6 protein-coding genes are annotated in these 6,772 nt (G+C 55.5%); 1 reads left to right on the forward strand and 5 read right to left on the reverse strand.

Annotated elements, in window-relative coordinates:
- Window positions 1-23: 23 nt before the first annotated feature.
- On the forward strand, window positions 24-1,202 hold the full coding sequence (locus IM284_RS12925) for a sugar efflux transporter (protein ID WP_028015496.1): 1,179 nt from the start codon (window positions 24-26) through the stop codon (window positions 1,200-1,202).
- A gap of 280 nt (window positions 1,203-1,482) precedes the next feature.
- On the opposite strand, the gene leuD is transcribed toward IM284_RS12925, so the two are convergent.
- The 5 genes from leuD to leuL form a co-directional block, all read right to left on the reverse strand.
- Window positions 1,483-2,088, reverse strand: coding sequence for a 3-isopropylmalate dehydratase small subunit (gene leuD, locus IM284_RS12930; RefSeq protein WP_028015497.1), 606 nt, complete (start codon window positions 2,086-2,088; stop codon window positions 1,483-1,485).
- Window positions 2,089-2,098: 10 nt separating this feature from the next.
- The gene (gene leuC, locus IM284_RS12935; RefSeq protein ID WP_047367321.1) at window positions 2,099-3,499 is read right to left on the reverse strand and encodes a 3-isopropylmalate dehydratase large subunit; all 1,401 of its coding nucleotides are present in this window, start codon (window positions 3,497-3,499) and stop codon (window positions 2,099-2,101) included.
- Between the two features lie 2 nt (window positions 3,500-3,501).
- On the reverse strand, window positions 3,502-4,593 hold the full coding sequence (leuB, locus tag IM284_RS12940; protein ID WP_014882533.1) for a 3-isopropylmalate dehydrogenase: 1,092 nt from the start codon (window positions 4,591-4,593) through the stop codon (window positions 3,502-3,504).
- A complete protein-coding gene (gene leuA, locus IM284_RS12945; protein ID WP_028015499.1) occupies window positions 4,593-6,164 on the reverse strand; it encodes a 2-isopropylmalate synthase in 1,572 nt (523 codons plus the stop codon). Before leuA ends, leuB begins: the two co-directional genes overlap by 1 nt.
- Window positions 6,165-6,255: 91 nt before the next feature.
- On the reverse strand, window positions 6,256-6,342 hold the full coding sequence (leuL, locus tag IM284_RS23760) for a leu operon leader peptide (protein WP_071993742.1): 87 nt from the start codon (window positions 6,340-6,342) through the stop codon (window positions 6,256-6,258).
- Between the last annotated feature and the right edge of the window lie 430 nt (window positions 6,343-6,772).

Genomic DNA, 6,772 nt, shown 5'->3' on the forward strand with positions numbered 1-6,772 from the left:
TTCGCTTTCACAAGGACTTGCGCATGCTGTGGTTGATGACGATGGGGCGCCGCCTGAATGGCGTGTACGCTGCTTTTATGCTGGTGGCCTTCATGATGGGCGTGGCCGGTGCGCTACAGGCACCGACGCTGAGCCTGTTTCTCAGCCGCGAGGTGGGGGCGCAGCCGTTTTGGGTGGGCCTGTTTTATACCGTTAACGCGATTGCCGGGATCCTCGTTAGCCTGGGGCTGGCGAAACGATCCGACAGCCAGGGCGATCGCCGCAGGCTGATCCTCTTTTGCTGCGCCATGGCCGTGGGCAACGCGCTGCTTTTTGCCTTTAACCGCCATTACCTGACGCTCATCACCTGCGGCGTGCTGCTGGCCTCTCTGGCGAACACCGCCATGCCGCAGCTGTTCGCGCTGGCCCGTGAATACGCCGACAGCTCGGCGCGAGAGGTGGTGATGTTCAGCTCGGTGATGCGCGCACAGCTCTCGCTGGCGTGGGTCATCGGCCCGCCGCTGGCCTTCATGCTGGCGCTGAACTATGGCTTTACGGTCATGTTTTCTATCGCGGCAGGCATTTTTATTATCAGTCTGGCTCTGATTGCCTTTGCGCTGCCGTCTGTCGCCCGGGTTGAGCAGACGACGGATAAGCCCATCACTCAGGTAAGCGGCTGGCAGGATAAAAACGTGCGGATGCTGTTTATCGCCTCCACGCTGATGTGGACCTGCAACACCATGTACATTATTGATATGCCGCTGTGGATCAGCAGCGATCTAGGCCTACCGGACAAGCTTGCGGGGATCTTAATGGGGACCGCCGCCGGGCTGGAAATTCCGGCGATGATTCTGGCGGGGTATTACGTTAAGCGCTTCGGAAAGCGTCGGATGATGATCGTTGCCGTGGCGGCTGGGGTGCTGTTCTACGCGGGGCTGCTCCTTTTCCATTCGCGTGAAGCGTTGCTGGCGCTGCAGCTGTTTAATGCCGTGTTTATCGGCATCGTTGCCGGGATCGGCATGCTCTGGTTCCAGGATCTCATGCCCGGCCGCGCCGGCTCTGCGACAACGCTTTTTACCAACAGTATTTCGACGGGCGTTATTCTGGCGGGAGTGATTCAGGGCGCGCTGGCGCAAAGTTATGGTCATGCCTCGGTTTACTGGATGATTGCGGCGATTTCGGTGGTAACGCTTGGGCTGACCTGCCGGGTCAAGGATGTTTGATTCTGGAAGGCGGCTTCACGAAATGAAACGATTTTCTGACAGATACAGAGAAGGCGCATAGAGCGCGTGACGGGTGCTTGAGGCTGTTTGCCTCAGGCTTTCGCAAGAGGCAAACAGTGGAGAGTCCCACATCAAAAAACTGATGGGGAGACCAACTTCACAACCAACATTGCGAGGTTAGTCTCTTCATTGCCGAAAAGCAATAAGGAGGCTGGAATGCCAAAACGTACTTGCCTCAACGCACCCTTATCAATGGCCCGCGCCCTGCGGGCCATTGCCTTTAGCCCATAAATGCAGGCTGTTTTTTCTCGTACGCTGAGATGGCGTCCTCGTGCTGGAGCGTCAGGCCAATGCTGTCCAGACCGTTCAACATGCAGTGGCGACGGAAGGCATCAATGCTGAAGCTGTAGGTCTTATCCCCGGCTTTCACCACTTCCGCTTCCAGATCCACCTCAAATGCCATCCCCGGATTTGCCTTAACCAGCGCGAACAGTTCATCGACCTGCTCGTCGCTCAGCGTCACCGGCAGCAACTGGTTGTTGAAGCTGTTGCCGTAGAAGATATCCGCGAAGCTCGGGGCGATAACCACCTTAAAGCCGTAGTCGGTCAGCGCCCAGGGCGCATGCTCACGCGAGGAGCCGCAGCCGAAGTTTTCCCGCGCCAGAAGAATGGATGCACCTTTGTATTCCGGGAAGTTCAGGACGAACTCCGGGTTTGGCACTTCGCCTTTGTCGTCCAGAAAACGCCAGTCGTTGAACAGGTGTGCGCCAAAACCGGTGCGGGTCACTTTCTGCAAAAACTGCTTCGGAATGATCGCGTCCGTATCGACGTTAGCGGCGTCCAGCGGGACAACACGGCCCGTATGTTGGGTAAATTTCTCTGCCATGATTGTCTCCTTATTTCAGGCTGCGAATATCGGCGAAATGGCCGGTGACTGCCGCAGCGGCGGCCATTGCCGGGCTGACCAGGTGGGTGCGTCCACCCCGGCCCTGACGGCCTTCAAAATTACGGTTGCTGGTGGAGGCGCAGCGCTCGCCCGGATTCAGGCGGTCGTTGTTCATCGCCAGACACATGGAGCAGCCCGGCAGGCGCCATTCGAAGCCTGCTTCGATAAAGATCTTATCCAGTCCTTCCGCTTCCGCCTGGGCTTTCACCGGACCGGAGCCAGGAACCACCAGCGCCTGCACGCCCGGCGCCACTTTGCGACCTTTGGCAATCTCTGCCGCCGCGCGTAAATCCTCGATACGGGAGTTGGTGCAGGAGCCGATAAACACCTTATCAATGTTCACATCGGTCAGCGGTACGCCGGGTTTCAGCCCCATATAGGCCAGCGCTTTTTCCGCGCTGGCGCGTTCGACCGGATCGGCGAAGGAAGCCGGGTCAGGAATGCTGTCGTTGACGGAGATGACCTGGCCAGGATTGGTACCCCAGGTGACTTGCGGCGCAATATCTTCCGCCTGCAGCGTGACAACGGTATCAAAGGTGGCACCGTCGTCAGTTTTCAGGGTTTTCCAGTACGCGACCGCGTCGTCAAAATCCTGACCTTTCGGCGCGTGCAGACGGCCTTTCACATAGTTGAAGGTGGTTTCGTCCGGTGCGACCAGGCCTGCTTTAGCGCCCATCTCAATAGCCATGTTGCACAGGGTCATACGGCCTTCCATGCTCAGCGCTTGAATCGCGTCGCCGCAGAATTCCACCACGTGACCGGTACCGCCTGCGCTGCCGGTTTTGCCGATAATCGCCAGCACGATATCTTTCGCGGTGATACCCGGCGCGGCTTTGCCCTTCACCTCAATCTTCATGGTTTTGGCGCGGCCCTGTTTCAGAGTTTGCGTCGCCAGAACGTGCTCAACTTCCGATGTGCCGATGCCGAACGCCAACGCGCCAAACGCGCCGTGGGTCGCGGTATGGGAGTCGCCGCAGACGATGGTCATGCCCGGCAGCGTAATACCCTGCTCAGGTCCCATCACGTGGACGATGCCCTGATACGGGTGGTTCAGATCGTACAGCTCCACGCCAAATTCGTTGCAGTTCTTGATCAGCTCCTGCATCTGGATGCGCGCCATCTCGCCGGAAGCATTGATGTCTTTGGTCTGGGTGGAGACGTTGTGATCCATCGTGGCAAAGGTTTTACCCGGCTGGCGCACCGGACGCTTGTGCGCGCGCAGGCCGTCGAAGGCCTGCGGAGAGGTCACTTCGTGCACCAGGTGGCGGTCAATGTACAGCAGCGGGGTTTCGTTTGGCGCCTCGTAGACAACGTGCGCATCAAACAGTTTTTCATATAACGTCTTGGCCATGATTACACCCCTTCAGCGACATAGCGGGCAATGATGTCGCCCATTTCATCAGTACTGACTGCTGCCGTGCCGCGCGCTAAGTCACCGGTACGGACGCCTTCTTCTAACGCCCGGTTAATGGCGTTTTCAATTGCGGTTGCTGCGTCACCTGCATCGAGGCTGTAGCGCAGCAGCAGGGCCAGGGAGAGGATCTGCGCAATCGGGTTCGCAATGTTCTTGCCTGCGATATCCGGCGCGGAACCGCCCGCCGGTTCGTACAAGCCAAAGCCTTCTTCATTCAGGCTGGCGGATGGCAGCATGCCCATAGAGCCGGTGATCATCGCGCACTCGTCAGACAAAATATCGCCGAACAGGTTGGAGCAGAGCAGCACGTCAAACTGGGACGGATCCTTAATCAGCTGCATGGTCGCGTTGTCGATGTACATATGCGACAGCTCAACGTCCGGGTACTGCTTAGCGACTTCACTGACGATCTCGCGCCACAAAATGGACGACTGCAGCACGTTCGCTTTATCAATAGAGGTCACCTTATGGCGGCGCTTGCGTGCAGATTCAAAGGCGATATGGGCGATACGTTCAATTTCGAAACGGTGGTACACCTCGGTATCAAACGCTTTCTCGTGCTGCCCGCTGCCTTCGCGACCTTTTGGCTGACCGAAGTAAATCCCGCCCGTCAGCTCACGCACGCACAGGATGTCGAAACCGTTGGCCGCGATATCCGCGCGCAGCGGACAAAACTCTTCCAGCCCCTGATACAGCTTAGCCGGACGCAGGTTGCTGAACAGCTTAAAATGTTTACGCAGCGGCAGGAGCGCGCCGCGCTCTGGCTGCTCTGCCGGCGGCAGGTGTTCCCATTTTGGGCCACCGACGGAGCCAAACAGCACGGCATCGGCATTTTCGCAGCCTTCAACGGTGGCTTTCGGCAATGGCGTTCCGTGGTTATCAATCGCAATACCGCCCACGTCGTAGTGGCTGGTGGTAATTTTCATCGCAAAACGCGAGCGAACGGCTTCCAGTACTTTCAGCGCCTGTGCCATCACTTCCGGACCAATACCGTCACCCGGCAACACAGCAATATGGTAGTTCTTCGACATTACACGGTTTCCTTGTTGTTCTCTTTATTCTGAGCTTTGCGTTGCAACTCTTTTTCGACTTCAGCGGCGCGCCAGATGTTGTTCAGGACGTGCACCATCGCTTTCGCGGAGGATTCGACAATATCCGTCGCCAGGCCCACACCGTGGAAACGGCGGCCATTATAGTTGACGACGATATCCACCTGACCCAGCGCGTCTTTACCGTGCCCTTTCGCCGTCAGGTCGTATTTCACCAGCTCTACGTCGTACTCGGTAACGCGGTTGATCGCCTGATAGATGGCATCCACAGGGCCGTTACCGTTGGCGGCTTCCGCTTTAATTTCATCACCGCAGGCCAACTTGACCGAGGCGGTAGCGATGTCGCTGGAGCCGGACTGCACGTTGAAGTAGTCCAGACGGAAGTGCTCTGGCTCTTCCTGCTGCTTGTTGATGAAGGCCAGCGCTTCCAGGTCGTAATCGAATACCTGGCCTTTCTTGTCGGCCAGCTTCAGGAACGCGTCGTACAGCTGATCCATGTTGTAATCGCTGTCCTGATAGCCCATCTCTTCCATCCGGTGTTTCACTGCCGCACGACCGGAACGGGAGGTCAGGTTCAGCTGAACCTGGTTCAGGCCGATGGATTCCGGAGTCATGATTTCGTAGTTTTCACGGTTTTTCAGCACGCCGTCCTGGTGAATGCCGGAGGAGTGGGCGAAAGCGCCGGTTCCAACAATCGCCTTGTTAGCCGGAATCGGCATGTTGCAAATCTGGCTGACGGTCTGGCTGGTGCGCCAGATTTCGTTGTGATTGATGCGGGTGTGCACGTTCATGATGTCTTTGCGCACCTTGATCGCCATGATCACTTCTTCCAGTGAACAGTTGCCCGCGCGTTCACCGATACCGTTCATTGCACCTTCTACCTGACGTGCACCGGCGTGCACCGCAGCGATGGCATTGCCTACGGCCAGGCCCAAATCATCATGGGTATGTACTGAGATGATTGCTTTATCAATGTTAGGTACGCGCTCATACAGGCCGGTAATGATGTTGGAGAACTCAAACGGCATGGTATAGCCGACGGTGTCCGGGATGTTGATGGTTTTAGCGCCCGCGTTGATGGCGGCTTCGACTACGCGCGCCAGGTCTTCAATCGGCGTACGGCCCGCATCTTCACAGGAGAATTCAACGTCATCGGTGTAGTTGCGTGCGCGCTTAACCATGTATACCGCGCGTTCAATGACCTCATCCAGCGTGCTGCGCAACTTGGTTGCGATGTGCATTGGTGAGGTTGCAATAAAGGTATGAATACGGAAGGCTTCGGCCACCTTCAGTGACTCAGCCGCAACGTCGATGTCTTTCTCTACGCAGCGCGCCAGACCGCACACGCGGCTGTTTTTAATGGTGCGGGCGATAGTCTGTACGGATTCAAAATCACCCGGAGAGGAGACGGGGAAACCAACCTCCATCACGTCGACGCCCATACGCTCGAGAGCCAGCGCAATCTGCAGTTTTTCTTTTACACTCAGGCTTGCCTGTAATGCCTGTTCACCGTCACGTAAAGTAGTATCGAAAATAATGACTTGCTGGCTCATGGGTTAGGTCCTTGTCAGTCTTAGGGCGCCTTGCTACGAGCATAAAAAAACCCGCGCAGTGGCGCGGGTTTTTAGTCTTACTGGTGACGATTCAACGCTGAATTTCGCCCGCCAGTCTACCGCGCACAGTGGATGCGTTTAGTAGTAGTAGACCGATGAAACGAATGGTGCGTGTCATGAATCGTGCTCCGTTAAATTCAATATGCTTTTAGTGGTACTGGATACCGCTGTGCATGTCAACCCCTGATGGTAAAAACGGCCCCAGAAGGCTAAACAGAGAGGGTGTGTTGTTTAGCTTATTGTGCTGGGTTTTTGATTTTTAACTTAACTAATTGTCTATTTTTGGACTTAAAAAACATTTGCAGAAACGAATAAACATAACGGGTATTTTTCAGATGACGCAGTCCTCACAAATGCTTTCTCTTTAAACCGTTTTACTATCATCGAGTTATGTTTTTTAAGAGAACTCTTTCTACCTTCAAATAGAATCATTGATAACAGATTGTTAACTTAATTCTGCTCAATGTCGATAACAGTTTAATTATACTTAAGTCATCCTTAACTGGATGGTTATTGTATATTGATTTGGTTTATGGTTTCATTCAAAC

It is taken from the genome of Enterobacter cloacae complex sp. P12RS (genome assembly GCF_014895875.1).
GTDB classification, from domain to species: Bacteria; Pseudomonadota; Gammaproteobacteria; order Enterobacterales; family Enterobacteriaceae; genus Enterobacter; species Enterobacter bugandensis.

Bases quoted from the DNA above. Each gene is read 5' to 3' on its own strand.
- IM284_RS12925 (WP_028015496.1), top strand. From the start codon at position 24: ATGCTGTGGTTGATGACGATGGGGCGCCGCCTGAATGGCGTGTACGCT.
- leuD (WP_028015497.1), bottom strand. From the start codon at position 2,088: ATGGCAGAGAAATTTACCCAACATACGGGCCGTGTTGTCCCGCTGGAC.
- leuC (WP_047367321.1), bottom strand. From the start codon at position 3,499: ATGGCCAAGACGTTATATGAAAAACTGTTTGATGCGCACGTTGTCTAC.
- leuB (WP_014882533.1), bottom strand. From the start codon at position 4,593: ATGTCGAAGAACTACCATATTGCTGTGTTGCCGGGTGACGGTATTGGT.
- leuA (WP_028015499.1), bottom strand. From the start codon at position 6,164: ATGAGCCAGCAAGTCATTATTTTCGATACTACTTTACGTGACGGTGAA.
- leuL (WP_071993742.1), bottom strand. From the start codon at position 6,342: ATGACACGCACCATTCGTTTCATCGGTCTACTACTACTAAACGCATCC.